The following is a 26,786-nucleotide window of genomic DNA, read 5'->3' as shown; positions in this document are numbered from 1 at the left end:
CCGGATGAGGGGGTTACAGCACGACGCTTGGCAGCCACAGCGAAATCGCCGGGATGTAGGTCACGGCCATCAGGACCAGGAGCAGCGCCATATAAAACGGCAGCAGTGCCTTTACCGTGGCCTCGATGCTCACCTTGCCGATTGCCGCCCCCACGAACAGCACGGCACCTACCGGCGGCGTGACCAGCCCGATACCCAGGTTGACCAGCATGATCATGCCGAAGTGCACCGGGTCCACGCCGATGCCGGTGATCACCGGCAGCAGGATCGGTGTGAGGATCAGAATCAGCGGCGCCATGTCCATCACCGTGCCCAGCAGCAGGAGCATGAAGTTGATGCACATCAGGATCACGTAGCGGTTGTCCGACAGGGTCAGGAACGCCGTGGTGATCTTCGACGGGATCTGCATCAGGGTCATCACGTAGCCGAAGCTGGCAGCGAAGGCGATCAGGATCATCACGATCGAGATGGTGCGTACCGTGCGGTGCATCAGCTTGGGCAGGTCGCGCCATTTGTAGTCGCGGTAGATGAACATGGTCACGAAGAACGACCACACGACCGCCACTGCCGCCGACTCGGTGGCCGTGAACACGCCCGACAGGATGCCGCCGAGGATGATCACCATGGCCATCAGCCCCCACAGTGCCTCACCGGCGATCTTCAGCGCCTGGCGCAGCGGGATTACTTCGCCCTTGGGGTAGTTGCGCCGTTTGGCGAAGATCAGGCACAGCCCCATCATCACCGCGCTCAGCAGCAGACCGGGCATCACCCCGGCCATGAACAGCGAAGCGATCGATACCGTGCCTCCGGCCGCCAGCGAGTACAGCACCGAGTTGTGGCTGGGCGGGGTCAGCAGCGCCTGTACCGAGCCGCTGACGGTCACGGCGGTGGAGAACTCGCGCGGGTAGCCCTTGCGCTCCATCTCCGGGATCAGCACCGAACCGACCGATGCGGTGTCGGCCACCGACGAGCCGGAAATGGCGCCGAAAAAGGTCGAGGCGGTGATATTGACCAGTGACAGGCCGCCCCGCACGAAGCCCACCAGCACCCCGGCGAACGCCACCAGCCGGCGCGACATGCCACCCTCGGCCATGATCGCTCCGGCCAGCACGAAGAACGGTATCGCCAGCAGCGAAAATTTGTTAACCCCGCTGGCCACCTGGATCATCATCGCCTGCAGCGGGATGTCGATCCACCAGGCGCCGATCAACGCTGCCAGGCCCAGGGCGTAGGCCACCGGCATGCCGATCAGGATGAGCAGGATGAAACTGCCCAGAAGAATCACAGCATCCATTTACGCAGCTCCTTCGTTTTCTTCGACCAGGTCGAAGCGCACCACCGGGCGATTGCTCTGGTCACCCAGGACGAGTTTCTCGATCACGAAGATCAGGGTCAGCACGCCACCGAGCGGGATCGGTGCGTAGCTCATGCCCACCCGCACGCCGGGCAGCGACGCCATGAACTGGTTCCAGGTGGTGATGCACAGCTTGGCGCCATACCAGGTCATGAACACGCACACCAAGATCATCAGCAGCTGGACCAACAGCCCGATCAGTCGGCGCAGGAGCGCAGGCAGGCGGTCGGTGAGCATCGCGACGGCCATGTGCGCGCCTGCGCGGTAGCTGGCGGCAGCGCCGACGAAGGTGAACAGCACCATCAGCAGGATCGCTACCGGCTCCGGCCAGCTGGAGCCGGTGCCAAGCACATAACGGGCGAAGATGCCCCAGGGGATGATCAGCGACATGGCGAGCACCGCCAGGCCAGCGACCCAGATGCAGGCGCTGTACAGCCTGTCGTTAGCGCGTAGGAAAAGTGTTTTCATAGGCATCACCAAAGCGGCAGCGCGACGGTAGCCGCGCTGCCGAGGTCTTCTAGGAGGGGACTGGTGTTACTGGACCGCGTCGATACGCTTCATCAGGTCGGCGTACTGCGCGCCGTACTTCTCGCGTACCGAGGCGGTGGCGTCGTAGAAGGGCTTCTTGTCGACGGTGATGAACTCAACGCCAGCTGCCTTGAGCTTCTCTTCGCTGGCGGCGGACTTGGCGTCCCACAGCGCACGCTCTTCCATCTGTGCTTCGCGGGCGACCTTTTTCACCAACACCTGCTGTTCAGGGGTGAGCCTGTTCCAGGTGGTCTTGGACATCACCACCGGCTCAGGCAGGATCAGGTGGCCGGTGAGGGTGTAGTACTTGGCACTCTGGAAGTGGTTGTGCTCGAGCAGGGTCGGCGGGTTGTTCTCGGCGCCGTCGATCACGCCGGTCTGCAGTGCGCTGAAGATTTCGCCGGTGTCCATGGCGATGCCGTTGCCCCCCATCGCGTTCATCATGTCGATGAACAACGGGTTGCCCTGCACGCGAATCTTCATGCCCTTGAGGTCTTCCAGGCTGCGCACCGGCTTCTTGGTGTAGATGCTGCGCGAGCCGCCGTCCATCCAGGCCAGCGCCACCAGGTTGAATTCGGAGTTGGTGATCTTGTCGAGGATCTCCTGACCGATGTCGCCGTCGATGATCTTGCGCATGTGCTCATGGTCGCGGAACACGAACGGCATGTTGAACACGTTGACGTCCGGCACCACCGGGCCAACGATGCCGAGGCTGACGCGGGTCATCTGCACGGCACCGATCTGCGCCTGCTCGATCACTTCCTTCTCCGAGCCCAGCACGCCACCGGGGAACATCTTGAACGTGATTTCGCCATTGCTGGCGGCTTCGAGCTTTTTGCCCATGTTCTGTTCGGCGACCACCGTGGGGTAGCCGGCCGGGTGGATCTCGGCGAACTTGATGTCCAGCGCGTGAGCTGGCAGGGCGAGGCTGAAGGCGAACGGGAGTGCGGCAAGAAGCAGCTTGCGTTTGAACGTCATGATGAAACTCCGTGGTTTTTATTATCTGGTTTCGGTCGTGTTGGTACAGGTACGGCAGGTGTCGTGATCAGCCCCGGCAGGCAGGCTCCTCCAGGCCCTTGACGCCTGGCTCCAAGGCAAATACTCCGCCAGCCAGGGGTTGGTCGGAGAGGTCGATCCCGTCTGGGCGGATCGAGGTGACGAACAGGATGTCCAGGTTGGCGCCGCCAAAGGCGCACATGGCAGGCTTTTTCACCGGCACATCCAGGGAGCGGTCGAGACGCCCGTCCGGGGTGAAGCGGTGGATTTGCCCGGCGTCGTTGCCGCAGATCCAGTAGCAGCCATCCTGATCGATCGCGGCACCGTCCGGGCGGCCCGGGAAGGCGCGCATGTCGACGAACAGGCGCTTGTTGTGCGGTGTGCCGCTGTCGATGTCGTAGTCGAACACCCAGATCTTCTGCACGTTCGGGTGCGAGTCGGACAGGTACATGCGCGTGCCGTCGGGGCTGAAGGCCAGGCCATTGGGTACGATCATGCCGTCTTGCTGCAGGTGAAGTTGCCCTTCGCCGTCATGCCGGTACAGCGCACCGACATGTGCGCCTTGGGACATGTCCATCAACATGCTGCCGGCCCAGAAGCGGCCCTGGCGGTCACAGCGCCCGTCGTTGAAGCGCATGCCGCCCTGGGCGTGCTCGGCGGCAGTGAGCAAGCGGCTGTCGAGGCGACCATCGGGCTTGGCTTCGAGGCGGAAAATGCCACTTTCCATGCCGGCGACCCAGCCCCCGTCGGTGCGGGCAATGCAGGCGAGCATCTGGTCGCCTTGCCAGCTCTGGTGGACGCCATCCTGCCAGCGGTGCAACTGGCGAGCGGGAATGTCGACCCAGTACAGAGCCTGTTCGATGGGGTGCCAGACGGGGCTTTCGCCGGTGCCGTTGCGGGCGTCGACGATCAGTTCGCAGTTCATGGCGGTGCCTCCTGGCGCTCTACGGGTCAGTTGAACGGTCCGGCCACGGCGAAGGCGCCGCCCTGATAGACCATGCTCGGGTCATCGGCAGCAGGCGCCGGCTGGGCCTGCACCGCTTCGCGGAACACCTCGGAAGTGTCCTTGGGCACATAACCCAGGTGTTCGGCATGGCGGTTGTCCCACCATACGGTGCGGTTGGCGGAGGCACCGTAGACGATGGTGTGGCCGACGTCGGGCGTGAACAGCCCGCGTTCGATCAGTTGCACCAGGTCGTCGTAGCTCAGCCAGGTGCAGAGCATCCGCGGGTTCTGCGGCTGCGGGAAGGACGAGCCGATGCGGATGCTGACGGTTTCTATGCCATAGCGGTCGAAGTAGAAGCTGGCGACATCTTCGCCGTAGCATTTGGACAGGCCGTAGTAGCTGTCGGGCCGGCGCGGCGAGTGGGCGTCGATACGTTCGTCCTGGCGGTAGAAGCCGATGGTGTGGTTGGAGCTGGCGAAGATGATGCGCTTGACCCCATGCTTGCGCGCCGCCTCGTAGACGTGAAACACGCCGCAGATATTGGGGCCGAGGATGTCTTCGAAGGCATGCTCGGTCGATACGCCGCCGAAGTGGATGATGGCGTCGACACCTTCGACCAGTGCATGCACGGCGGCCTTGTCGGCGAGGTCGCAGGTCACCACCTCTTCATGCGGGCCTGCGGCTGGCGCCATTGGGCTGATATCGGAAAGGCGCAAGACCTCGGCGAAGCCTTGCAGGCGTTCGCGAAGGACCTTGCCCAGGCCGCCTGCGGCTCCGGTGAGCAGCAGGCGATTGAGGGGAGTAGTGGTCATGGCCGGCTCTATTTGTTAATTGTTGTAGGTTGTCGTATGACTGCGGTCGATTATCGACAGCGTATTCCGCGGTTGTCAATGGTATTTCTGTGACCTTGCTGGCCACTTCGGGGCGCCTGTCACAGCAACGACAACGGATAGTTGAAGATCAACCGGTTCTCATCGAATTCGTTATTGCTGTAATCACGCCGAATCGACGAGTTGCGCCACTTCACGCTCAGGTCCTTGAAGGGACCGCTCTGAATCACATAGGCCAGCTCCGACTCACGCACCCACTCCTTGCCATCGGTCACCGCCCCGGTATGTACGTCGCGGCCGCTGATGTAGCGGTTCATCAGGGTCAGCCCCGGCACCCCCAAGGTGACGAAGTTGAAGTCATGGCGCACCTGCCAAGAGCGCTCGTTGGCATTGTCGAAGCTGGAGTTGTAGCTGTCGTTGGCCAAGGTCCCGCCGCTGGTACCGTTGACTCGCATCCAGGTGTCGCCATCGACTTTCTGCAGCCCGACCCAGAAGGTGCTGCCGCCATACTTGGCCGAGAACATGCCCGAGTACGTATCGTTGTCCAGCTTGCCGGCCTTTTCCGAGCCGTCTTCGCCACCGTGGAAGTAACCCAGGTTGGCGCCCAAGGTCCAGTTGCCCACCGGCTGGCTGTGGCTCAGTTGCAGGTACTGCTGCTCGTAGACGTCCTTGAGCTGCGCGTTCCACAGCCCGACCAGGGTACGGTCCTGGTTGAACTTGTACTCGCCACCGACGAAATTGAATCGGTCCGAGATTCCACCGCCGTAGCTCATGTCCTCCATGCTGGCATCGTTGCGCGGGCTGTTGCCGCGGAACTGGCCGCCATACAGGGTCAGCCCGGCGATTTCGTTGGAGGTCACCTGGCCGCCGCGGAAAGTCTGCGGCAGCGAGCGGCCATCGTCCGAGCGCAGAATCGGCAGCACCGGCATCCACTCGCCGATCTTCAGTTCGGTCTTCGAGATCCGCGCCTTGCCCGCCACTGCCAGGCGCCCGTAATCATCCGCCGGTCGCCCATCGTCATGCCGCGGCAACAGCGCCGTGCCGTAGGTGCCGCCACCGCCATCGAGCTTCACCGACCACAGCCCCAGCACATCCACGCCAAACCCGATCGGCCCTTGGGTGAAGCCCGAACGTGCATCGAGGATGAAGCTTTGCGTCCATTCCTCGGCCTTGCTCTGCGGGTTGCTCGGGTTGGTGAAGTTGCGGTTGATGTAGAAGTTGCGCAGGCCCAGGGTGGCCTTGCTGTCTTCGACGAAGCCTGCGGCGACGCTGGTGCCTGGCAGGCCGGCAATCACGCCGGCACCGAGCAGGGCAAAGGGAAGGGTCTGGCAGATTTTCATTATTGTTGTGCTCCACAAAAGGGTGTGGCAGCCCGTCCACCGAGCACGCGCAAGCGGCCTGCGGCAGGGGCGGGTAGGTAATGGGCCGGTCAGGGCCGGAAAGGGTGAAACAGGGTTACGGCGTTAGGTGACCGTAGGTAGCAAGAGGAGGGGAGGCGAGAGAAGTGGGTATGGCGTGATGGTGATGAATGTCGACATGGGGTCGTCCGCTGATTGTTGTTTTTGTTATGTGTTGTCGTACAACGTCAGCGATTTTTATCAAGCACTGGCAGCGCTGTCAACGCTTATGAAGGGAGTGAATTCCTCAATTTTCGTTGGTTCATCATTCATTTCTGGCCGTAGAAGCTCTAGCGCGGGCAGCACGCCATTATCCTAGACATACTATGACCTAGGCGCGCCTGGACCGATCAGGTACTGCGCTGGGCCAGCAGCGCCTGGGGGATTTTCAATACAGCCTGGTTAGAGCGGGGTTTCTTGCGCAGCGCCTACCAAGCTGGTCCTGTCCACCTATACCATTCGTAACAATGCGCTTGCGAAGTCGCGGCAAACGGTTCACTGTAATGACATTTGTCATTACCTGGAGTCTTAGCCCATGGCTTCCATCAATGTTCGTGTCGACGATGAGCTGAAGGCTCGCGCCTATCAAGAGTTGGAGCGCTTGGGCGTCACTCCCTCCGAGCTCATGCGGCAAGCCCTGCAATATGTGGCCGAGCGGGGCAAGCTGCCTTTTCGACCCGTGTTGATGACTGAGGAAGACGAAGACCTGATCGCGACGGTGAGCGAGCGGCTAGCCGCCCCGCAACGCGTGAAGGTGAAGTTGGATGACCTATGACCTCGAATTCGATTCACGCGCACTGAAAGAGTGGAAAAAGCTCGGTGATACCGTTCGCCAGCAGTTCAAGAAAAAGCTGGCTGAAATACTGCTCAATCCTCGTGTCGAGGCAAACAGGCTTCATGCCTTGCCAGACTGCTACAAGATCAAGCTGCGAAGCAGCGGCTACCGTTTGGTTTACCAAGTAATCGACAAAGAGATTGTCGTATTCGTCGTGGCAGTTGATCGTCGCGAACGCGATCAGGTTTACTGCAAGGCGGCAGAGCGTCTGGACTGAACACGCATGGCATGCGCGGCGAATTTCCTTCGAAAGCGACAGCCTTGCTCAAATCCAAAGGCCTCGAACGACCCCTGTGGGAGCCGGCTTGCCGGCGATGAGGCCCCAGCAGGCAAAAGACGCTCGCCTTGAATAGCCTGTTCGAGCCCTATCGCCGGCAAGCTGAACTGGTCAACTAATTTTGGACACCGGTTTAGGTTTTATGCCGCTGCCTTCAGCTTTTTCTCCATGGCTACCGGGGTTTCGTAACCGTTGTAGCTGTGGAGGCGCTTCAGGTTGTAGCGCACCAAGTAAGCCTGGATGTCCGCCCGAGCTTGCTCTTCGGTTTCATAGCCCTTAGCAGGGATCCACTCTGATTTCAGGGCCCCGAAGAAACGCTCCATGGCGGCGTTGTCCCAGCACTGTCCGCGATGACTCATGCTCTGGTTCAGGCTGTACTCTTCAAGTGCAGCCCTGAATTTGTGGCTGGTGTACTGACATCCCTGGTCGGAATGAAACATCACGCCTGTCGGTTTGCCACGGGACTCGGCCGCCATGTGCAGTGCGTTACAGGCCAGCCTGGCGTCCGCAATCATCGAAAATGCCCAGCCGACTACACGGCGCGCATAAAGGTCGATCACAGCGGCCAAGTACAGCCAGCGCTTGCCAACCTGGATGTACGTCACGTCTCCACACCAAACCTCGTTGATCGTCGAAACTTTGAAATTTCGCTTCAGCTGATTCTCAGCAATCAATGCTTCCACGCCTGATGAGCGGTACCGGTGCGGCCTACGCTGCCTGCACTTAAGGTTAGCTTCACGCATCAGCGCACGTACTTTGTAACGCCCAATCTTATGGCCGTCGCGTCGTAACTCCTGGGTTAGCGTCCGCGACCCGGCCGAATCGCGAGAGGCTTTGAAGTGGCCTTCCACAGCCGAGCGTAACTGATCCCGTTCAGGATTTTTTCGGGCTTGGCGCTGGCGCCACGCATAGAAACTGCTGCGCTTGACCCCAAGCACGCGACAGCATTCGACAACACCATATTGCTCACTCAGTTCGTTGATCAGCGAGAACGATCTTTGGAGTCCCGAAGCAGGAGAGCACTGGCCTTTTTTAGGATTTCGATATCTCGATCTTTCTGCCGAACCAGTGCCTCAAGCTCTTGGATTCGATGTTGATCCGGGGTAATGGCCTTGGCTCCAGCTGGCACCTGGCCCTCCCGCTCCTTGCGCACCTGTTCGACCCAACGCCGCAGGGCTGTAGGCCCAATCTCAAGCATTTCGCAGACTTCGGGGACTGACTGGCCACCGTCCAGCACCATCTCGGCAGCCCGGACTTTCTGTTCTTTCGAGTATGACTTTCGCACTGATTTTGCCTCCAATTGGGCGCCATCATAGCGCCCTAAGAAGGTGTCCAAAATCATTAGGCCAGTTCAAGCCGGCTCCCACAGGTCCCTCCGCTAGATTCAGGTTCAATGCACTACATCTGCGTGCTGTTTTACCCGTACCGACGTCGGTGCGGTTAGCACCATTTATTACATCCCATGCATCCGGATCGCTCGCTGCGCACATTCTCGCCAGCTCATCTTGCGCTTAACCATCGGCCCAGGCTCTGCCGCTTCCCCGGCCATTACCACAGGCATATCCCGCATCCTCACCCAAGGTTCGCTCTGCCAATAAAGCAATGTCGCCGTCCTGCCGCCAGGCCAGCACATCTGCCCCAGCCTCGGCACGTCATCTTCACTGGCAGCCTGTCGATCACGTAGCACCGCAACCACCTCATGGGTCAGCCACCAGCGTAGATGGCGGTTCTCCGGAATATGGTGATGTGCCAGCAAGGTATAGGCCCCAGTTTCGCTGATCATCGTGGTCATATGGTAATGACCGTAGCGCAGCAACTGCACTGTGCGGTGCTGGTCCGGGTCAAGCTTGCGGATGCAGTGTGCGTCGAAGAAGCGACCCGTCATCCGGCCGAGTTCGTGGGCGCAGAGCCAAGCCTGAGATTCAAGCCAGAGGGTGTGGAGTGGACGGTTGTGGCGGGTGAAGAGGGAGGGGGTGTGAAGGTCAGTCATAGCTGGCCTCCGGTGATCCTTGAGGATTTGAGCGGGCGGGGCGCATGTGCGGAAGGTATGCGAATGATCGCTTTTATGGGCATTTCCTTTACCTCGGTCTGTTGTCAGCTTTCTTAGGGCTGGGTGTCGGGAGCTAAGAAACCTCACACAGCAGGCCGGACATATTTCCCTTGCGGGTTTTGTATTAGCCCACTCCCGACGTAACAGAGTGTTTCACGCAGGCAGCAGTAGACCACATGCATGAAAAAGCCGCATCTGTCGGGAGCGGGCGAGCCGCTGTGTGGAAGCGTTTCTTAGGCGCCGACCATAAGCTAACGGTCCTGTGTGGAAAAACGCAAAATCTTCTTTGTAGGAAATGTCTGAAACTTTAATGAAGGAGCCGGCTATCCGCTTGCAGAGAGCCTGCGCAGCGGGGTCGATCCGGAAGGGTACTCGGCACACTCGCTGCGTAGAGGAATTGCCACCTGGGCGAGTGCAAACCAATGGAGCAGTAAAGCGCTGATGGACTATGTCGGGTGGCGCGATGTCCAGACGGCCACGCGTTATATCGATGGTGACGCGCCGTTTGGCGAATGGGCGCGCTGATCGCTCACGTAGCCTTTCAATTACCCGTTACCGATCGTTAGCGGCCATGGTCAGGATCTATGAAGGGCGTCGGCTATCGACAATTTTCAATAGATGCGACGCCATAATTATCATTTCCCTTGCTTCCGACGCATCCAGGCCTACATGGCGATGACTTTGTGGATTTTTGTAGCTACCGATTGCGCCACACATGAGGCTCATCAATGCTTGCCGCTCACCTGCTTCAGCGGCTGTATCTGTCAATGGACCGCTCTCAGGATGGAAGGCACGGGTGGCGAGCTTGGTTCCCAGGCACTCGTCACCGAGACCGGCCGCTTGGCGAATGGACACTTCAAGTAATTTAAACGCTTCGAAGACGGCTGTATCAAATAGTTCCTGTTTGTAAAGCCGGAGGGCCGTCGGATGAAGCGCGGGATGAATCATTTCCTCGGGAAGTAATCGATCTGCCATCCAGTTTTTGAGCGGAATCGCCTTCTCATAATGGCGTTTTCCCAAGCGCGTCAGGGAAATCCACTGAGCCTCATGATTCGGGTGTTGGCAGATGAAACCGTTGGAGTACAGCCAGCTCCAAGCTTCCGAGCACGCTAACAAGGCCTGCTCACAGCCATCATAATCGGCATGCACGCTGAGAAAAAAATTGTGGGCGCATTCGCTGTCGTGCGGGCGCTGTAGCTTACTTCCGAGCACTTGAAGCACATGCTGGCTCAATTCCAGTAGCGGGGCATCGCATAGCTGTTCAGGTGTCGGGTAGAAATCTTTGAGATGTGCCACAAGCATGCTCCGACCATGTAGATACTTCTAATCTATAGCCGAGATCAGATCACGAATAAAGGCAGCGATATTGTGAGTTCTGCCTTTTCCTCCCGTCGTGATGAGATTGAACTCCGGTGGTAATCGACGGGCTGACATATCCTCAGCGGCAGACAGTGCTGCCCAAAAAACCATGCAATTGTCCCCCACATTGCCTTTAATCCAAGGGCATCCCTGCGACGAGCTGATGTTGCACGAGCGCCCTACACCTATCAGCGCGCAGCCTGGTCCTGAATCACGAAATCATTCAAGAGGGTCAAAAGGTCTGTGTAAGGGTGATAGTGGCGAGGCGATATGCCATCATGTGCGGAGCGCCCTAGTCCTGTTGAGGTTCCTGCAGTGAGACTGCCCATCCTAGCGTCTGACAATATCCGCAATATTGGGGCTCCCGAGTCACCCTATGCGTTCGAGCGGTTTTGTGTCGATGCTTTTCCGCTGGTCCAAGAACACTTCGGCATTGAGAAAAAACCGCAATTCCATAACTGGCTTTCCTCCGGATATGGAAAAAATGGTGATAGCCAATTTGGTGTGGATGTTTTTGATTACTCGTCCTTTGCTACTGGCCAATGCAAAAGTGGCCAAAGTCTGCAGGCGTCTGAGCTGATAGAGGATCTGGAGAAGCTCAAAGGCTTCCCACGGCCCATAAGTGATCATTTTTTTCTATTAGCTACGACCCAAACACCCAAAAAAATTCAAGAGCTGGTAATTGAAAGAAATGAGGAGCTTGACTGGAAGCTCCAGCAATTGGGGCAGGTGCTGCCATCAACACCGTCGATCTTGATGCCGAGGCTGCATGTTCTAAATTGGGAGGAGCTTAAAAGCATTCTGAGTCGGGACTTTTTCCTTGCAGCGAAGTGGGGCTTTCAGCCATATGGGAACCTCTATAAACACCTGAACGAGGTGGACATAAAGGAAGTAGAGAGCGCCGTGATGACGACGAGCTGCTGCATTCCGGCCGGAGGTGGAGGCAAGAGCAGTAGCGTACTGGCCGCCATCTTAAATATTACGGCTCCGCTCAAAACAGAAGATATTAAAAGAATTGGCAGTGAAAACAGAGTTTCTACGTACACGGTATATGGGCTGAATGAATTTCTGAATAACATTCGCAATGCGGTTGCGTATGCGCAGAGCTTCCGAGAAATTGCTCCGAATCTAGGTAGTGCTGATCGGGCTGCTCGACACGAGGCACTCGAAAAGCTTGATAGCTTGGTTGTTCATCAGGGCCGAATTCAGGCTATTAAGTATTTACGCCGTCTGGGGCGCGCGGTTAAAAAACTTTATTCAATTTTAAAAGACCCGGATAGCTTCTTTAACCCACCTGGCGAACCTGTCTTTGATATTTATGGTGCCTTTGTTGACGCGCCGGATGATGAGTCAGTTAGGATCTATAGCTTTGTTTCAGAGTTCGACGACCTTCCGTCGATGCCTACCGAACAGGTTGTCTGGCTTGCGAAATTTATCGGCGATGAAACCGAGAAAGTACGGATGAATGTAACGCTTATCTAAAACGTGGCCGGCGGTATCAATAGACACTGCTGCCAGTAAATTTATGACAGCACACAATCCCTTTTAAAAACGGGGTTATGTGCTGTTGTTGTCTATTGCTGCCATGCGAACGGCCCTAGGGTACATTAAAAATAGGTACAGGGAAATTTTAGTGCTTTCTTAGCCTAAATCGGCAACATCTTGGCCTGCCGCTGAATTGAACGGAATCTTCACACCGATGCTTTAAAAGGCACGCGCGTCAACATGTTATGAACGTAGTTGATCATGGTGGCTGGGCGGAGACAGATTGAATCAATTTTTTTTGTGTAAGAAATCTGGTCGTAGATCATCATCCTCTGCCATAGTCATATAGTGATTAGTCGGGTTTGTAGTGAGAAATAGCCTTTAATTCGGCGTAATCATTTGCGGCTAGCTGAGTACTACGTTCTACCTCCAATAGATAGGCTGCCCGCCGAGCAGTCATTATGGGGGTGTGGAGATCAAAGAAAAGCATTGTATCGTGTCCCTTCTGTGTGAGGCTCTGGACGAGTATTGCCTCGCCTTGGTTGTTTAAAAGAAAGGTTAAGTCATTGGAAGGGGTATCAAAGTAGGGGTGTATAAGGTTGAACTGGCATTCGGCATAATTTGCACTGTAGTGAGTAATTACCTCAGCGGTACCTTTTAATGCGCGATTGCAATAGGCGCAGGCAGCGAAAAGATTTTCGCTGGTGAACATGAATTCTGGCCAGCCACCGTCTTGCTCTTTGTGTACGAAGTGTTCACGGTCTACCAAATTCCGTAAAAGGCTTAGGCCGCAGTATGCACACCTATCTTCTTGAATTTCGACCAGCTGTTTAAGCAGGTTGGCCTTGTAGTTCTTCATTTTGTTTGTTTGCAGGTTCCAATGAATTGCTTGATGAGGCTTTAGTCCATCGAGATAATCAATGGTGGTTTTGTCGAATTTAGGGAGTTGGGTTATATTTAAATACCATTCAGTGATTGGCATCGACGAACTCCGTGATGCTGTCAATGACTTTTTTTAGCGGGTCTGATTCGTTGAATATCAATCGTTCGAATTTGGCTTTAAGGTTTTCGAGCCGCAAATGATCGTCTGTGCTGTTTGCGATTAGATTTAGAGCTTCAGCAAGGTCATTCTCGAATGCAAGATTGCCAATGCTTCGCACATCAAATACGTCATACAGAATATGATCAGCGCTCCAGGCATAGGTGCTGTATTCAACGTTACGGATGCAAAGTTGATCATCTTTTTTCTCAAATACATGAAGCGAACTGGTATCTTGCTCTAGATCTGAGATAATGAAGTGAGAATGTGTGGCAATGATTACGTGGCAGCCTGGGAATGATACGAGCGCGCGCTTCAATAGTCCTACATATCTGATCTGCCACGTTGGATGCAAGCTGATCTCAGGCTCGTCAATGAATATTAGGCTGTTGTCTTTAGCATGGCGGATCAGACTTGAAAATGTGTAGAGAAGCTGCGCCTCCCCGGAGCTTGAGTGCGCAAAGCCGTATGACTCGGTGCTGTCGTACTTTTGCACATTAAGGTCCACATCCGTGATGGCCCCGATACGCCGGAGTACGTTGATTGCATAGTACACGTCACTGTAGTCAGCATTGATGTTTCGTAGATCTACGTCCACTAAATATTTTCGCGGCGTAAACTTGGCCATGGATAGCCCGTCACAAACACGTTGTGCGTCTTCAATGCTAAAACTACGAAACATCTGAACTTGCATTCTCGTGTTTTCACGTGCATACGCGTTTACAGCAGACATCATTGAATCGGGGTGGTTGATGAGTTCTTCAAGTTCCTTGCCATTTTTCGCTCGAAATGTAATTTCGATATTCGTGGAAATCCCCAGGTAACGAAACAGCTCAACAATAGAGTCTTGATGGTCGCGGAGAGAGATATTAAGCAAGTTTTCAATGGTGCGCCGTGATAGGGTCGCCGTCCATGTGGCGTTTGAAGTTTCTCTTACCCCACAGTAACGATAAAAATCATCCTCATCGGTGTCTGCAAAGGGGAATTTGTCGTTGATGGTGGAGCTGATCGCAACCACCCGCGTGGGCAGCGGAAGGTCTTCTGGTGCGACTTTTTCACCGTCTACCGTGACGTCGAGCCCTGCTGGGCCAGAGCGGAGCTGAACAAAGTCTCCGTTAATGTAGTATGAGAATGCCAATGAATCCGTGCTGAATTGCTTCTTCTTTTTTCTGCTAGAAGTGCTTTTCCGGTCGGGGTTTTTGCGTTCCGAGAGCAATCGAAAAGCCTCGATCAACGATACGATGAACCGAGTTTTACCCGTGGCGTTTCCTCCAACGATTACACTTTTGAAAGACTGGCTACCCCCACTATGCCGCGTGCTAAACAATTCGCTACGTGATTTTTCTACTTTTATTAGTCTGAACACGAATGGCTCCAGGGGCCAGTGCAGGGAACGGTGCTAGAGAGTCCGAGGCTGCTACGTAAGCTAGAGAATGTTGACGATGAAAGGGCCACTGCGTGCGACGCAGTAGCCGTCTTTTACTATCAGACATTCCATACTATGGGTGCCTGAATACAATGTGCTTTCACGTTTTTCGAGGCGCCCGCCTTGAACAACGCCTTCTTCAAAACCTCCGCGGAGCCCGCGGAGGCGGACGGCATCTTGTCCGGTGTTCACCACCTGCCAATATACCTTGTAGGGGTACGCCACGCTGGTCTGCGCGTGGAATACGAGACCCGCCTGTTTGGGGAGCGGTAGGTCGTCGCTCCCTACGGTATAAGGCTGAAAACCATGACGCGTGATCGTCATGCCAGTTATCTGAACGGCGCCTCTAGCTAGCTCTCGCCAGACAAGTGGCTTGCGGTGAGGCGCATCCAGGATTTTTCGAAGCTTGCTGTTGACTTGAGTTTTGGCCAAAGCAAATAAACCAGACGATGCTTTTGGTGGGGTGACCGCCTGTTCCACAAGCTGACGCCCCATTCGAGGAGATAGGGCGTCAACGAACGGATCTGCCTCGGTCATGCGTAGCGCTATCTCAAAATCAGCTCTTGCAACAGATAACCACTCGTAGAAGGCCTCCCTTTTCTCAGGCGTTTCCTCCCATTTGTCTGCGAAGTTTTCTCTCGGGTCAGTGGGGTTTTCGATCCAAGACACCCCATCTCGATCCTCGATGAACAAGTGCATTCGAGCTAGAACGCCTTGGAGAGCGCCGCTAATGGAGACCTCTTCGTTATAAGCGTGGGCTGCTAATGTCGTCAGAATGATTGAGATTGGCTTAATGTCGGGTTCATCGCTGAACCGCATATCACGGTGGCGCTTCAGCAATTTGATCGCTGCTTGAAGAGGGGTACGCACGCGGTGCTCGGGAATATCTTCTACCGAGGCGCGTTCATTGAGAGCCATCGCGTGCCGCTTGGCGTTGAAGACCTCACGCATACGTGAGCGGAACCACTCTGAGTAGCCCTTCGGATTGCTTCCTGGCCAATCATCGCTGTAGCGAGCGTAAGCATGATGCTCTCGATCAGTGATGGCCATCGCGTCATCGGCCAACGCATTTCCATGCCCAATAGCTTCTATGAGGCGTCGTTGGCGTGCACCATCCGGCAGAGCAGGCAGTACGTCCATGTGGAACTGGGCGCCATCCGCGTAGTTTAGGGTCCAGCAGCGCCTTGCCTCGTCAGGTGGCGACATGTTCTTAGCGCGGGCGTAGTCTTGCAGCTCTAGTCCCAATAGGGCCTTCAAGCGCTGTTGGGTGTACTCTTCCTTTGACGCCTGAATCTCACAAACGATGTCGAGATCATAATCTTCTTCATCGCTGTGAGGCTTGATCACTGTGCCAAGCCGGAATGAGCCTTGGGGGAAAATGTTTGTTGCATGCTCGGCTAGCCTCGACGCGGGGCGGTCGAGCCATCGACCAACGGACTTGTAGCTCCGCTCGGCAGCCTCATAGCGGCTCACAGGAATTTCCAGAGCGTCGACCAACTCTGTCAGCATTTGATCTGCCTGGCTCGTTGGGGCGACAGGGGCAAAAGTCTCCAGCTTCATGTCTAAGCCCCAAGCGTAGGGGTGATGCCGGGCTCATATCGAGACGGGTTTCTTTGAAGGTTGTATACAGTCATGGGGAGGCTGCCTTTAACCTGGAGACGACCTAGAGCGATAGCGCATGAAACTGGAAGCGTGCCGAAAACGTGAACGTGAGCGCTATGACCATGTACACGTTCCAGGTGGCTCAGCAGGTCTCTGAACGAGCGCATGAAGGTCTCGACGTCTGCCGGCGCTTGGATGATATTTGGCGATACGGTGCTCGAATTGAGCATGTATAGCGGGGCATCCGGAAGGGCTGCGATTACAAGTTCAGGATGGGTAGGGAAGGACATTTCGCAGAGCACAGCAATATTTCCACCGACTTGCTCCTGGGGGCCCGACAAATGACGATATTCGAGCAAGGGCCAGGGCTGGCTACGTTCTTTGGGCCAAGACCACGTCGCTGCGTCGCGGTCATACTGACGGACCTCAATATCGATCGTTTCGCGAAGAGTTTCTCTCCCTGGATTGATTTCCTCCCAGATGGGCTCGAAAACCATAGCTTTCCGCGTATCGGGAATGAGGCTGCCCAACAGAGCCAGCACAGGGATCGGCGCCATGCCGAAGAGACTGAAGTGCTCGACCTCACACAATCGCTTATGCGAGCTTTCCAGTACCTTTGCCTCAAGCTCGCGCCGTACCAGCCTGTTCGCTCTGATCCAAAACTCGGGATCGCTATCCAGCGTTTCGACCTCAAGGAGGCTCAGCAGATTGATGTGGATAGGGTGACTCAATGCCGGTACCAGCCCAGCGTTCACAATGGCCATGTTGATGTCATTGATCACGATTGGCTGTAGCCGTGCATCTCCAACAGCAGCACTGATGTATACCGCTACACTTTGGGGCTTCTTGGCCAAGTCCATGAGGCGTCTTACCAGAGCCTCTTGATCGAGTTTCAATTTCCTCAGAAGGTCAGTGGGGAACAGCTTCTGTCCCCTCTGCTTGTCATCAATGATTTTGTGGCATTGTCGGCACAGCAGAAGGTGGTTTTCGATCTGATCCGCAAGGGCAGCAGACTCATCAGCGGTGCCTCGGACACCGCCCTCTGAAGAGGCCACGATGTGGGCATTCTCGGCCAGGTTGTAGGCTCTCCAGGCCACGGGATCTCGACTCAGATCATCGTTGCAGCGCTGGCATCTACCAGCGGCCCGTCCCCACAACAAGCGCTCGTCGCCTGTCTTAAGGTCACCATTGCGCCCCTTGCTTGGGCTTGTCGTAACGCTATCAGCTGCGGCGTTGTCATCAGGTTCTGGGGCTTTGGCAGATGAGTCTTCCATGCGTAACACCTGGTTTTTTATACATGATGGCGCATGCTAGCATTCCGTGGCTGCCAAGGCTAACCAGACGAAAACGGGTTGGCGATTTGCGACGGCGCTTCGAAGTACTCATTGACGAGCAAGAGCGAGGCCGTGACTTCGAGGAAGTGGCCTACTGCGGCTAGCGTGCACCCTGGCAAAGAGCCAAAGAGGCCTCGGATCCTCACTCACCGCATTTCCATGATTGGAGTGTTCGAGGAACCCAATAGAGGCAGCGCTAATGTTTTTAAATTAGATGGAAGTTTTAATGAATAGTTTGCTTTCTACGATTGAGTCGATTTTTAACGTTGTCCTGAAATTGGGTGGTAGTGCATTAAAGTGTAGTATCGCTATTGGCAGCGTCTGCGTGATTTTCTATGCGCTGCGGATTGGGCACTTTCCAAAAGGATTAACGCTAGGTGATGGACTGCTATTTTTGCTGACGGCCGGTTGCTTTGGTATGGTCTATGCGATGTTTTCAGCTTCTTTAACATCTTTGGGTGTGGCTTTTTCGTATCCGATAAAGCAGGCATGCAAGTTGTTTATCTGGATTGCGTCGTTTTTCAGTCCGGAGATGAAATCAATCAAAATAAAATTGGCTGACTTTCACGTCATGTCATTATTTTTCGCTTTGCCTGCTATTGCTTTTATTTGGGTGTTCGGCGGAAGGGATCCGATGGCGTATCTCAGTTTGTCGTGCTTGTCAGTTTTGATGTACTTCCTTTATTCTGGGGTCAAGACAGTGGAGGCGGATTATCGGAGGCTAGGGCGAGTACTTAATAGTCCGATCGACACTCAGGAAAAAGAGGAGCTAGTGCGACTGGGCAAGGTTGGTAGACTGAAAAATGTCTATATTGCTTTGGTTTGTGCCTTGATTTTTACCCCTCTGGTAACCGGTGGAGTAACCGGTCAGCTTGCTGATGGCGCGATGCGCCTCGCTCAAGTGCGTGTGGAAAAATCGCAGATTTATCTAAAGGCTCCCTATTCAGAATTGCTTCCTTCAAATTTGCTTGATGTGAGCGCAAAAACCGTAGCGGGCTACAAAGCATTTTCCGGTGTTGTAGTTGAGTTCCAGGGTTTTGGAAGCAGCACTGTCATCACATTCAAAGATGGTCAGTCGAAGAGGCAAGTGGATGTGCCGAATGACCACTTGATCGTGGAAAAGGACCGGAAATGATTGATTGGGTTGGCTTGTCTAGGGCTGGGCGAACCAGCCTGGTGCTTCTTCTTGCTGGAAGTGTGTTTCCCCTCATTTAGGGAGAATAACAAGCCGGCCATAGCCAACCCCACTGCTTTATGGGGTTGGCACAGCGTCGACAAATATCAGCTTGATGATACATCGTGCTTCTTGAGTGTCGAACTCTTCGTGTGCGTGTAGCGTTGTCGCTTCAGAAGTCAATCGACGTGGCAGGGGATATGCACGATTGCTGGCTGATTTTGACTGTGGGATGGGAGAGTAACACCCCATGGATAGGCTGGGGTGCATGAACGTTCGTACTGGTAAATAACAGCGGAGGGCAAAAGTCTTCTGTCGTAGATGCGTCCAAGATTGAAGACCACACTGTTCGGGGCAGCGATAACCAAGTGAATGGTTTTCACCCCTTGACCGGCGAGCCCCTTCAGCGCTTGTAGGAATTGTTCAGCAAGGGCACTTTGCTTTTCCACTGACCAGTGAGCATTGGACGATAGTTCGCCCATTTTCATGTGCATGATTGGCAAGTCTGGGAAGGTGGCAGCTATCGCAGGTTCGTCAACCGGATAGGATATCGAAAGTGCGAGCACGGCTTCCTCGGTCGGGGCAGCAAGCGCAGCCACAGTTTGCAGGCGCTGACCATCATCAATACCGCTTTGAATCAGGCGCCACTGGCCTGCGCCTAAGCGGTCCCAGTCAAAGACCTTTATCCCACCCCCTTCATCATCCACCAAGCATCCAGTGAGGAATGTGAACGGCACGGGCATAAGCCCACCGTAGGCAATTTGGATATCATTTTTATTCTGCCCCTCAAGACGTCGAACCAGGTCTCCTCTGCCATCCACCACCTTTTGTAGGGCAATTTCTGGGTGCGTGATGCGTCCTTCCGTAATCCCCTCACGAATATCGACGAGGATGGTGTCAACTGTGCCGCCGACTTTGCTCTTCACCGCAGCATCCAAGGGGCTATCAATCTTGAACAACCCTTTTTGCTCAAGCAAAAGCACGCGTTGGCGGGCTAACTGTTTACGGTCTTGAAGGTTGAGTAGAACTCCTACAATGACCATCAATACACCCACGACGAAGGCGGCGACGGTCATCCAGGCGGCAGGTCCTCCTGTGGTATCGATGTTTGCCTGCAGTTGGGTTGATGCGCTTATGTACCTGATTGTCCCAACCAGGCCACTAGCGAGGGAGGCACCCATAACCACCGTGCCATAGCTGATTAGGCAGATACCAATGTTTTTGGGGCGAACGAACCAGTCGACAATTTTCCGTCCCCAGTTCAGTAATTCTTCCTTAAGCATCCTGAAATCTCGAATTTTGAGTTAGTCGATGTAGAAAATACTGCAGCACGGCATCGTCGAGAATAATCGCGGAAGACACCGAAGAATGCCACTATGATCTGAAAATTTCTCGTGACAGTGAAGGGGAAGGCCGTGGGATGCTAGTATTCGGCTACCGTAAGGTGAACAAATTACTGGGGCATTGCTGGCTGCGTTACGTGAGGAGCAGGTTAGGTTGACATGCTAAGCAAGCTAATGATTGAATGTATTGAACTCATTAATATAGGTATGTGCCATGTCCAGACTCGCTGAATTTCGTGCGCTTGAGCAAAAGCTCGCTGCTCAGTTGGCAGAGCTTGAAAGCTTGAAAAATGACAGTGCGTTGAAGCAGGAAATCGAGTTTGAAGGTAAACTTCGTTCGCTTCTTGGGGAGTATGGTTACAGCTCGCGCGATGTGATTGCGATACTGGATCCTGCCATTAGCGTAGATATTACAGCACGCCCAACGAGTAAAGCTAGAAAGCCGCGGCAGGTGAAAGTGTTTAAGAATCCCCATACCGGGGAGGTGGTTGAGACTAAAGGTGGCAACCATCGGACTCTTAAAGAGTGGAAAACAAAGTATGGTGCGGGCACTGTGGAAGCTTGGATTTCCTAAGCAGCATACGCTACTCGCCAGTTGATGACTCGGTTGTCTCTGCTGGTTGGTAGGGCGAAATTATCAGCCTAGTATCGCTCAGCCTCAAAAAGTGGCAGCAATAACGACGTATAGCAACTCTGTGACAGTAGCTGAAAGATGCAAGGGAGTGGCCTCAAAAGAAAGCACCCTCGCGATCTTTCTGGCTCAAGAGGCTGATGGCTTTCTGGAACTTTTGTCATTTTGGGCAGCAAGGGGGCTCCAAGCAGGTCAGCTGACCGGCCTGCCGTATGTGCGGAGCGTCAAGGCTCCCGCGCCAATCGCAATGCACACGTCGGGGGTCAAGCCCTCAGATAGCCAATTTACAGGAATAGCCATGACCACGGCATACAGAATCGTAATAGAGGACTGGGATGGAGACGGTGCAATCCGGATTCCGGACGTTGCTTTGCAGGAGCTTGGGCTTGACGTCGGTGACTCCCTTTACTTGATAGAAGAGTTTGTTGGTAATAGTCGTTGTTTGGTGCTCTCTAAAACTCCGAAGGTGGCCGATCGTATGGATGAGCTCTTTAGTTCTTGAACCGGATTTTTTAAGTGATGTACCGCTAGCTTTCAACGGTAGGCTCTAATTTAGTTGGTTTCTCGGGCTGTTTTGTGAGGTGGGGATGGGTTTCTTAAACTGGTTATTGAGGCGATCGTCCAGCGAGCCTGTTGCTGACGACACCTTGCGGAGCAAATCGGTTGAACAAAATGTAAGGCAAGAAGTAGAGGTGAAGACGGCACCTAAGCAGGACTTTTCGGAAACCAATAAAACGTTAGCGGCAGTTTGGAATGATGTGGGTGTTGTGGCTTCAACGGTAAAAGCAGGGACAGTACTTTATTCTGGGCTGCGCTCTCGGTCTTCGAGCTCGGATGTGGAATCCCTTATAGCGAAGCAAGGTAGCCTATGGTTGTCGCAGAGTGCATTTTATGCTGCAGAGTACTGCTATCGTGATATGGAAATTACTGCAGTACGGTTCCTGGTCAAGGTGAAGTTGTCACGTGATCTTGAAGTCTTGAGGTTTCCTGATAGTTTTAATCCTGCAGATTCATTTGTTAGATATGAACGGAATGGAGAGTTTTTTTTAGTCGATTATTCGGAGCCTTTGAGGTTGCGGCGAGATGGTGCGCCGGATCATCATATTGTGAAACACTTCAAAGAAATTGCTGAATTTCAGGGGCATGGAGCACATTGCGCCGGGCATGTTCGGTATGCAATAAATGGTGAATTAGGGGCCATGCCTGGCGAGATAATTGAGCTGTTTACAAATGATCTGGCTAGTGTCGAGATACTAGGCTTAATGATCCCTCCTGGCACTAAGAGTGATTTTAAAGGTTTGATTGGTGGGCAGTTATCATCGGCTGGCGAAAAGCTTTTTCCTGACTGATTTCGCTGAAATTATAAGGCGGTCGGTCGGGCGTTTAGTAATTGACTCCAATGGTAGAGAAGCTTTCGGTTAAGGTGGTTGGGTGTTTTGGCACGGTGCTATTTGTACTTCTACTGTCGAGAGCTATGCTCTGCTATCCTTGCCACGCTAAATATCTACTTTTGACGTCAGGAGGAAGCTAATGAGTAGTGAAGAACTGTATATCTCTGTTGATATTGAGGCATCCGGCCCAATTCCTGGTGAGTTTAGTATGTTGTCTCTAGGTGCCTGTGTAGTGGGGCAGGCTGAGCAGGCGATTTATATAGAGCTAAAACCGGATAGCCTAAAGCATGATCCCGAATCCGTTCGCATCACAGGGCTCGATCTTTGTGAGTTAGCTAAAACAGGGCTCCCGCCATGTGATGCAATGCGAAAATTTGATGAGTGGGTCTCGCAAGTCAGCGTTGGTGGTCAAAAGGCGATTTTTGTAGGGCTGAACGCCCCCTTTGACTGGTCGTTTGTGAATTTCTACTTTCACAAATACCTGGGAGAAAATCCATTTGGCTTTGCGGCGCTTGATATCAAGGCATTTTACATGGGGGCTTTCAATCTTCAGTGGGGGCAGACGAAATCTTCGCACATGGCGGCAACGCTGCAGCCTCAGGGCTCTGCTACCCATAATGCTCTGGATGACGCCCGCTATCAGGCAGAGCTGTTCGACTTAATGCTGCGCCGGAGGTCCGCTCAGGAATGATCAACGTTGCTTATTGTTGCCTCGAGGCACGTCCCATTTCTGAATGACCAGGCTTTGATGCCGTCAGGTGCGGTTGACTGGCCGACGATGACAGCAATTGGGTGGGGCAGCTCATTGGAATAGCGCTTCGCGAATTTTGAGAAGCTAGTCATGTCCGTCGGAGAAATTGCTGGGATGGTCTGTGGGTGAGTGTGCCAATAGCCCACAAGCCGCAGTCCTTTGGCATTGGCAGATTCAATCTCTCGTTGGCAGCGTTCGCCATCGAGCTCCAACCATATCCTTCCTGCTCTATCTCTTGGGTGAGGAGGTGTGGCCAATGTCATGATCAGTCCATTTGAGTTCGAAAGATCAACGAACAACTGACCACCTCGCTCAGAGCGCCACAAGCCCTGTCGGTGCTGATCAAAAACAGTGGCAACGCTTTGGGAGACAGACAAATAACTGTTGATTTCAGGCCAACACCAGCTCCATGCAATTGCAGTCATCCCTCTCCACCTTCAGGCGTCGGCCATTCTCGCTCCAGCACAATATGTTGGACCCCATTTTCCAGTTTGGGGCCTTTGTACATGCCTCCGCGATTGACAGCATCTTGGGGCCTATAGATCGTCGTAACCCATGCTTGCTCATTAAGTTGTGCGGTCAAGGACCTCAAAGCCGTTTGCACTACCATGGACGACACGTTCGCCATGCCTGAAGCGCCTCCGGGGATGAAGCTTTGGCCACAGGCCGGGAGAGCGATGACGCCGTCACCTTTTGGCCATTCGGTATATTTGAAGTTGAAGTTACCACTGTCATCGAAGAGATGACGTCCGTCAGACTCGCCTGCAGGAGCCAGCAAAGCGTGGCCAATGAGGGTGTGCGGTTCACTCCATGCCTGCAGTAATCCCCATCGAGTGCCAGCGGATTTTCTTCGCCATAACGCAACCTCGGATGACCAATCGGCGGTAGTGACTATGACCAGGTCGGCGTTTTCGAACAACCCTGGCTTCGAGATAAGCAGCCTTTCCACGAGATCGATGTATGGGAAGACCTTAACGGTCGGTAGATCGCGAGTAATTTTTTCGGCAAGCGCAATGGCTTTCCATTTCCCCAAGTCATCAGCGCCGAGTACGTGGCGTCCTAGGTTGGCTGACTCAAGGACATCAGAGTCGATCAGAACAATCTCGCCGATACCTGACCTTGCCAGCTGTTCGGCAATGGTGCTGCCAAGTGATCCAACGCCAACCATGACGACGCGAGTCTTTTCAAGCTCCACGGCAGTGTCGCTGAGATCGCGTGACAGGATGTCATTGCGGTCAAGAATGTTAATGATGGCACCGCGTATGAGAACGGGAACATGATTTGGCTGATTCTTTCCCGACCATCGACGTGCCGATCGGAAGCCATACCAACGCCCGTGATCTGGCTGCTTACTGTAAGAGCGAACGTCTAGGCAATAAACCGGGGAGCCGTCTGGTCCTGGCAGTTCCAATACGATCCAGCGGTTTGCCAAGGATCCATGGCCTGCGAACCAAGTCAGAAACTTGTTGCAGTCGTCTGGGCTGAGATGTGGAGTCAACCATTCAATTAAACGATCAGCGTCAGGGATGCGCACGCTAGGGAATGTCTGCAGCTTTAGGTAGAAACCAGGTACCGCAGGTGACCGAATTTTTGCGTTAAGTCCAGCGATGCGTCTGAAATGGATTCTTAGTGACTCAATGCTGGTCGCGAGCCATGCAGTGTGATTCCGTCGCGATGGTCGAGGGTCGCTAGTCGCATAAAGCTCTGAGCCTGATTTCGGGCGTTCCAAAAGCAACAGATCCTGGGGAGATACGCCAAGCTGCGTATTCCAGTAGCTGGTGATTTCATTGCGAAACTCGGCATCGCGTACTTCGGGATCTGAACCCTCCATGACGAAATTTAGAATGGTGCTAAAGCGTGAGAGGCTATCCTGCACAACCGTCTCTGGCGTACCAGTAATAGGTTTTTCACGAAACCCATGCAGGCACAGCCCTGACTTCATGGCGTGGGGCCATACAAGCCAAGGGGAAGGCTCCACATTAAGTCTGAGCGACGCGCGTGGGAAATCGCGCGGAAACGCGATACGCAATGTTCTAGGTTTGCCGGTGTAATCAGATGGAATAGGGAAGGAAAAACAGACGACTTCGCCGTCTCGCGTTTTTTCAGGAGTTAGAAGGGCGGCAGCTTCCGTTCCCAAAAGCTCCTTGAGCGCGGAAATACCGCGCTCAACCTCCGGACTATGAGTAGTTGCATCAACCAAGGCGTTCAACGGGCTTCACACTCGCTTGAGGTTTGCTGCTGACTGCAATGCCAGTGAGAGCGGCCAGAGCAACCGAGTTCTGCGTGATGCCTTCCTTGCGTCCGGGCAGAGTCCAGTTTTTTGGAATCTCACGATTCGCTTCGTTGATCAGTTTCTTACCGATACCAAAGCTTGAATTCATTGCTCGAGCGAAAGCTTCTTCAGATTCATGGGTTCTCAACCCCAGCATCATCGATACGGTCGCGCTTGCGTGCCAGTTATAAAACGCTTGGCGATACTTTGCGCCCTCGTCTCGCCGGTTCCATTTTTCAGCGAAATTCTCACCTGAATCTTTGGGGTTCAAGACTTGGTACTGTCCGAACACCTGTGAAACGAAGCCCGGCATTTTTTCCACGATCTTGATAATCGCGTCCAGTGGGCGGAGCGGCGAGAAACGGGATTCTTGTACCACCTGCAAGTAGGCATGTGTTGCAAGCGTGGTAATTACTGCTGAGATCGGGCGGTGGCTTTCATTTCTTGTCTCTATCGCCCACTCATCTCGGTGCCGTTTCAGTAACTTTATCGTCGCGCGCAATGGGTCGTTGTCGTCGTAATCTTGGTAGGTCGGAAGTGGGTCCTGGGTCGCGGAACCTACGACCAAGTCGCGACTGTCCATGGCAAACGCTTCCAACCCTTCTAACGATTTAAGCAAAATGTGTTTGTCAGACGCGTCATTAAGCCAGTTTGCGTATGGAATGGGGCTGCTGGGCTTCCACCCCATTTCCCGATCGGGCACCTCCAGCTTGCCTTCACCTTTGGTTTCGCGATTTCCATTTATCGCGCGTGCCGGGGTCACGTCGATGTGAAAGCCTGGATTCTCGTCGGCGTATACGATACGAATACCACGGCGGAGCTGGACGATTTTCGCTGTGACTCGAGTACCTTCGCTAAAGCGTTTTTCAATTGCGTCAAGTACGATAGTAGCATCTGCGCCACCCGCATTGGGTAGCCAGACAATTGCGTCGGCGTCAATGGTGCCGAGGTCATCAGGCGCATCATCGACAGGGTTGATTGTCGTTTTTAGGCGCATCGAGCCTTGCGGGAAAATATGTGCCTCAGCAAGCAACGGATCGGTCGACGCCGACAGAATTTTTTCCAGCTGGTTGTACCGGCCATCGATAATTTCGTACTGGCTTTTAGTCAGTGAAATGTCGCGAGCGGCACGGAGGAGCAAGTGCTCCCAGCTGAGACGCCTGGTTTTTTCATCTTGAATAGTCATTTCAAGTCTCGTCAGAGAGGGAGCCATTGTTAAGACGAATAGATATTGCCTAATGCTGACCTGAGTCAACTTCTACAGGCATGCCTATTCTGGTTTCGTATAGCACTAGGGCATCTAGCCAAACCCGTGGGGCGAAGGCGTCGCACAAGCTTGCTGAGTAATTTTTTCTTAGCGCTTAAAGCGATTAGTCAACATTTCAGTAAGGCTTAATTGTCAGCGCGATGATATGAGCACGCTGTAGATACTAAGTTCTTTTAGGGGCTGGTGAGCAGTCGTTGATTCGGTGTTCACCATTCCCAGCTAACGTGGCGGCAAATTTTTGACCTGTGCGGGCGTCAAAAATCTTGCAGCCATAAACTCGGTCTTTGAATAGGTGTTATCTGAAGAGGATCTTATGGCTCGATTGAATCACGTTCGTTAGTTAAAGTCAAAGTTGCATCTTAATGGGGTTAAACGTTTCAGCTAAATTAGCTTTTGAAATGAAATCTATATTTTACGGTGCGTAAGTAAAACAGTGGATTCCGCTTCTTGAGCGCGACTGAATGAGTCGCACCCGATAGGGGTGGGTCTCAGGATAGGG

General features: G+C 54.0%; 27 protein-coding genes. 9 read left to right on the top strand and 18 right to left on the bottom strand.

Annotated features, from left to right (window positions below):
* Positions 1–13 precede the first annotated feature (13 nt).
* The 6 genes from KU43P_RS21010 to KU43P_RS20985 all read right to left on the bottom strand — a co-directional run bounded on the left by KU43P_RS21010 (position 14) and on the right by KU43P_RS20985 (position 5,994).
* Positions 14–1,294 carry a TRAP transporter large permease gene (locus tag KU43P_RS21010; protein ID WP_317659340.1) on the bottom strand — a complete coding sequence of 427 codons (1,281 nt, stop codon included), beginning with the start codon at positions 1,292–1,294 and terminating at the stop codon, positions 14–16.
* Positions 1,295–1,822, bottom strand: coding sequence for a TRAP transporter small permease (locus KU43P_RS21005; RefSeq protein WP_317659339.1), 528 nt, complete (start codon positions 1,820–1,822; stop codon positions 1,295–1,297).
* 66 nt (positions 1,823–1,888) lie between these two features.
* The gene (locus KU43P_RS21000; RefSeq protein ID WP_317659338.1) at positions 1,889–2,860 is read right to left on the bottom strand and encodes a TRAP transporter substrate-binding protein; all 972 of its coding nucleotides are present in this window, start codon (positions 2,858–2,860) and stop codon (positions 1,889–1,891) included.
* Between the two features lie 67 nt (positions 2,861–2,927).
* A complete protein-coding gene (locus KU43P_RS20995) occupies positions 2,928–3,803 on the bottom strand; it encodes a glucurono-1,5-lactonase (protein ID WP_317659337.1) in 876 nt (291 codons plus the stop codon).
* 26 nt (positions 3,804–3,829) lie between these two features.
* The gene (locus tag KU43P_RS20990; protein WP_317659336.1) at positions 3,830–4,636 is read right to left on the bottom strand and encodes an NAD-dependent epimerase/dehydratase family protein; all 807 of its coding nucleotides are present in this window, start codon (positions 4,634–4,636) and stop codon (positions 3,830–3,832) included.
* Between the two features lie 119 nt (positions 4,637–4,755).
* Complete coding sequence (locus tag KU43P_RS20985) at positions 4,756–5,994, bottom strand: OprD family porin (protein ID WP_317659335.1); 1,239 nt, start codon at positions 5,992–5,994, stop codon at positions 4,756–4,758.
* Positions 5,995–6,586: 592 nt separating this feature from the next.
* Between KU43P_RS20985 and KU43P_RS20980 the strand changes: the two genes are divergently transcribed.
* Positions 6,587–6,826, top strand: a complete 240-nt coding sequence (locus KU43P_RS20980; protein ID WP_085272389.1) for a type II toxin-antitoxin system RelB/DinJ family antitoxin — start codon at positions 6,587–6,589, stop codon at positions 6,824–6,826.
* Positions 6,816–7,103 (top strand): type II toxin-antitoxin system RelE family toxin, encoded by a 288-nt coding sequence (locus KU43P_RS20975; protein ID WP_317659334.1) that lies wholly within the window; start codon positions 6,816–6,818, stop codon positions 7,101–7,103. The genes KU43P_RS20980 and KU43P_RS20975 overlap by 11 nt, the downstream gene beginning before the upstream one ends.
* A 200-nt stretch (positions 7,104–7,303) precedes the next feature.
* On the opposite strand, the gene KU43P_RS20970 is transcribed toward KU43P_RS20975, so the two are convergent.
* The 3 genes from KU43P_RS20970 to KU43P_RS20960 all read right to left on the bottom strand — a co-directional run bounded on the left by KU43P_RS20970 (position 7,304) and on the right by KU43P_RS20960 (position 9,153).
* Entirely contained in the window at positions 7,304–8,137 is an 834-nt protein-coding gene (locus KU43P_RS20970) for an IS3 family transposase (protein WP_317663719.1), read from the bottom strand.
* Positions 8,138–8,145: 8 nt separating this feature from the next.
* Positions 8,146–8,505: a transposase gene (locus KU43P_RS20965; protein WP_317658071.1), complete on the bottom strand. Its 360-nt coding sequence runs from the start codon at positions 8,503–8,505 to the stop codon at positions 8,146–8,148.
* Between the two features lie 111 nt (positions 8,506–8,616).
* The gene (locus KU43P_RS20960; protein ID WP_317659333.1) at positions 8,617–9,153 is read right to left on the bottom strand and encodes a Bro-N domain-containing protein; all 537 of its coding nucleotides are present in this window, start codon (positions 9,151–9,153) and stop codon (positions 8,617–8,619) included.
* Positions 9,154–9,555: 402 nt separating this feature from the next.
* Between KU43P_RS20960 and KU43P_RS20955 the strand changes: the two genes are divergently transcribed.
* Complete coding sequence (locus tag KU43P_RS20955) at positions 9,556–9,738, top strand: tyrosine-type recombinase/integrase (protein ID WP_317663885.1); 183 nt, start codon at positions 9,556–9,558, stop codon at positions 9,736–9,738.
* A gap of 57 nt (positions 9,739–9,795) precedes the next feature.
* On the opposite strand, the gene KU43P_RS20950 is transcribed toward KU43P_RS20955, so the two are convergent.
* Complete coding sequence (locus KU43P_RS20950) at positions 9,796–10,509, bottom strand: TIGR02391 family protein (RefSeq protein WP_317659332.1); 714 nt, start codon at positions 10,507–10,509, stop codon at positions 9,796–9,798.
* 378 nt (positions 10,510–10,887) lie between these two features.
* On the opposite strand from KU43P_RS20950, the gene KU43P_RS20945 reads away from it, so the two are divergent.
* On the top strand, positions 10,888–12,054 hold the full coding sequence (locus KU43P_RS20945; RefSeq protein WP_317659331.1) for a hypothetical protein: 1,167 nt from the start codon (positions 10,888–10,890) through the stop codon (positions 12,052–12,054).
* Positions 12,055–12,409: 355 nt separating this feature from the next.
* On the opposite strand, the gene KU43P_RS20940 is transcribed toward KU43P_RS20945, so the two are convergent.
* From KU43P_RS20940 to KU43P_RS20925, 4 genes are read right to left on the bottom strand one after another with little or no spacing between them, the layout of a single operon-like run.
* Positions 12,410–13,039: an HNH endonuclease gene (locus tag KU43P_RS20940; protein WP_317659330.1), complete on the bottom strand. Its 630-nt coding sequence runs from the start codon at positions 13,037–13,039 to the stop codon at positions 12,410–12,412.
* Entirely contained in the window at positions 13,026–14,462 is a 1,437-nt protein-coding gene (locus tag KU43P_RS20935) for an AAA family ATPase (RefSeq protein WP_317659329.1), read from the bottom strand. The genes KU43P_RS20940 and KU43P_RS20935 overlap by 14 nt, the downstream gene beginning before the upstream one ends.
* Before the next feature lie 60 nt (positions 14,463–14,522).
* Entirely contained in the window at positions 14,523–16,082 is a 1,560-nt protein-coding gene (locus KU43P_RS20930) for a nucleotidyltransferase (RefSeq protein WP_317659328.1), read from the bottom strand.
* Positions 16,083–16,084: 2 nt separating this feature from the next.
* Positions 16,085–17,398 carry an HNH endonuclease gene (locus KU43P_RS20925; protein WP_317659327.1) on the bottom strand — a complete coding sequence of 438 codons (1,314 nt, stop codon included), beginning with the start codon at positions 17,396–17,398 and terminating at the stop codon, positions 16,085–16,087.
* 286 nt (positions 17,399–17,684) lie between these two features.
* Between KU43P_RS20925 and KU43P_RS20920 the strand changes: the two genes are divergently transcribed.
* The gene (locus KU43P_RS20920) at positions 17,685–18,593 is read left to right on the top strand and encodes a hypothetical protein (protein ID WP_317659326.1); all 909 of its coding nucleotides are present in this window, start codon (positions 17,685–17,687) and stop codon (positions 18,591–18,593) included.
* A gap of 218 nt (positions 18,594–18,811) precedes the next feature.
* On the opposite strand, the gene KU43P_RS20915 is transcribed toward KU43P_RS20920, so the two are convergent.
* Positions 18,812–19,915 (bottom strand): SAVED domain-containing protein, encoded by a 1,104-nt coding sequence (locus tag KU43P_RS20915; RefSeq protein WP_317659325.1) that lies wholly within the window; start codon positions 19,913–19,915, stop codon positions 18,812–18,814.
* Positions 19,916–20,189: 274 nt separating this feature from the next.
* On the opposite strand from KU43P_RS20915, the gene KU43P_RS20910 reads away from it, so the two are divergent.
* From KU43P_RS20910 to KU43P_RS20895, 4 genes are all read left to right on the top strand, one after another.
* Positions 20,190–20,549 carry a histone-like nucleoid-structuring protein, MvaT/MvaU family gene (locus tag KU43P_RS20910; RefSeq protein WP_317659324.1) on the top strand — a complete coding sequence of 120 codons (360 nt, stop codon included), beginning with the start codon at positions 20,190–20,192 and terminating at the stop codon, positions 20,547–20,549.
* 355 nt (positions 20,550–20,904) lie between these two features.
* Positions 20,905–21,108 (top strand): AbrB/MazE/SpoVT family DNA-binding domain-containing protein, encoded by a 204-nt coding sequence (locus tag KU43P_RS20905; RefSeq protein WP_317663883.1) that lies wholly within the window; start codon positions 20,905–20,907, stop codon positions 21,106–21,108.
* An 85-nt stretch (positions 21,109–21,193) separates the two neighbouring features.
* Positions 21,194–21,955, top strand: coding sequence for a hypothetical protein (locus KU43P_RS20900; protein ID WP_317659323.1), 762 nt, complete (start codon positions 21,194–21,196; stop codon positions 21,953–21,955).
* A gap of 181 nt (positions 21,956–22,136) precedes the next feature.
* Positions 22,137–22,688 carry a 3'-5' exonuclease gene (locus KU43P_RS20895; protein WP_317659322.1) on the top strand — a complete coding sequence of 184 codons (552 nt, stop codon included), beginning with the start codon at positions 22,137–22,139 and terminating at the stop codon, positions 22,686–22,688.
* Here KU43P_RS20895 and KU43P_RS20890 read toward each other — a convergent pair.
* The 3 genes from KU43P_RS20890 to KU43P_RS20880 are packed head-to-tail and all read right to left on the bottom strand — an operon-like array spanning position 22,679 to position 26,206.
* Positions 22,679–23,173 (bottom strand): Mov34/MPN/PAD-1 family protein, encoded by a 495-nt coding sequence (locus KU43P_RS20890; RefSeq protein ID WP_317659321.1) that lies wholly within the window; start codon positions 23,171–23,173, stop codon positions 22,679–22,681. The two genes, KU43P_RS20895 and KU43P_RS20890, sit on opposite strands and share 10 nt — an antisense overlap.
* Positions 23,170–24,957, bottom strand: coding sequence for a ThiF family adenylyltransferase (locus tag KU43P_RS20885; RefSeq protein WP_317659320.1), 1,788 nt, complete (start codon positions 24,955–24,957; stop codon positions 23,170–23,172). The genes KU43P_RS20890 and KU43P_RS20885 overlap by 4 nt, the downstream gene beginning before the upstream one ends.
* On the bottom strand, positions 24,941–26,206 hold the full coding sequence (locus tag KU43P_RS20880; protein WP_317659319.1) for a nucleotidyltransferase: 1,266 nt from the start codon (positions 26,204–26,206) through the stop codon (positions 24,941–24,943). The genes KU43P_RS20885 and KU43P_RS20880 overlap by 17 nt, the downstream gene beginning before the upstream one ends.
* Between the last annotated feature and the right edge of the window lie 580 nt (positions 26,207–26,786).

Origin of the sequence: Pseudomonas sp. KU43P (genome assembly GCF_033095865.1) — a bacterium.
Taxonomy (GTDB): domain Bacteria; phylum Pseudomonadota; class Gammaproteobacteria; order Pseudomonadales; family Pseudomonadaceae; genus Aquipseudomonas.
This window is presented reverse-complemented; position numbering and strand designations above follow the sequence as displayed.